The sequence below is a fragment of the Bacillus sp. AFS031507 genome, from assembly GCF_002584635.1.
In the GTDB taxonomy this organism is placed as follows: Bacteria; Bacillota; Bacilli; order Bacillales; family Cytobacillaceae; genus Neobacillus.
Genome location: NZ_NUOW01000043.1, coordinates 1 through 1,437 on the forward strand (window position 1 = coordinate 1; position 1,437 = coordinate 1,437).

1 protein-coding gene is annotated in these 1,437 nt (G+C 38.1%); it reads right to left on the reverse strand.

The genetic code is table 11. The features are described from left to right. Positions 1 to 974, reverse strand: a 974-nt coding sequence (gene ltrA / locus COE25_RS26845; protein WP_098934823.1) for a group II intron reverse transcriptase/maturase, incomplete at its 3' end; no start/stop codon positions are given. Positions 975 to 1,437 lie beyond the last annotated feature (463 nt).

Below are 1,437 nucleotides of genomic sequence, written 5' to 3' on the forward strand. Positions count from 1 at the left end.
CCTTGTTTACTTTTACCGCAAAAGTGTGTAAACCCAAGGAAATCAAAAGTTGCTGGTTTATTTCTTCCCTGTTGATTTGCATTTTGCTCCGCAAACCGCCCGAAAGGAATAATTTTGGTTTTATCCTCGGCTATTTCTAGATTAAATTTCTTTAATCTAAACTTTAATGAATGGAAGAATTGCTGGGCTTCACTTTTATATTGAAAACAACAAACAAAATCATCTGCATATCTCACTATGTATGCTTGTCCCTTGCACTGTTTCCTTACCCTTTTCTCAAACCATAGGTCGAGGACATAATGGAGGTATACATTGGCTAATATCGGAGATATTACTCCACCTTGTGGTGTGCCATTGTCTGTTTTATATTTCTTACCTTCCTCCATGTATCCACCTTTAAGAAACCTACCAATTATCCTTAGTAGATTAGGGTCAGCGATTCGCAGTTTTAAGAACTCCATCATCCAAGTGTGGTCAACGTTGTCGAAGAAACCTTTGATATCTACATCTACTACATAATTTACTGCCCTCTTTTCAATATAGTGGTTCAGTATTTTCAACGCATCATGGCAGTTGCGATTTGGACGGAATCCAAAGGAACAATCTAGAAAATCATTTTCATAAATGGTATTTAGTATCTTTGTAATACCTTTTTGAACAATTTTATCTTCATGTTCTGGTATTCCCAATGGTCTTTTCTTGTTTGAATTGAGTTTTGGAATATACATTCTCCTTACTGGAACAGGACGATAACTTTTGCTTTTGAGCCTACTTACTAAATCCTCTATGTTTTCTTCTAAACTCTCACCGTACTGCTCTTTGGTTGTACCGTTAATCCCAGCTGCCTTCTTATTGGGTAGTTCAAGATGGCATTTAACTAATGCTTTCTTATTTAATAAATGTACAAGAGATGTAAATTTCATTTTAGGATCAGATTTTGCTAATTCTGCTATCCTTATTAGTTTTGTTTCCATTTATTATACCTACCTCTGTGTGTAGTAAATGTGTCCCTAGTAAGGGTGATAACTGGTAGCTAGCCTTTCCTCCATCGGCATTACCCAACTTCATTGGTACTACGCTGCTATCCGACTCCCTACACGGCATTTGGTTTCCTCGCTTTTTATCACTTGTAGACCATACTCTTCTATTAAAATAAGAAAAGACCGGTAGGGTCTCCCGAGTTGCCGTATCATATCAATGTATAACGTGCCAAGGTCACTGACTCCAGAGAGGTTTTATCCTTCTTGCCTTTAACGAATGATAAAATGTAGCTTTCTGCAGTGCTTAAAGCATCAGCCCTCTCGGTTTACTAACATTATGGAGCTCAATCCCTTCAACCATTTGGCTTTCGGCCCGTCACCTAACTGTCTACGCTTAAAGACTAAAGTTACCTATAGCCCTCCAAGACTCGCTACGAGCGAATGGCTAGTTCTTACT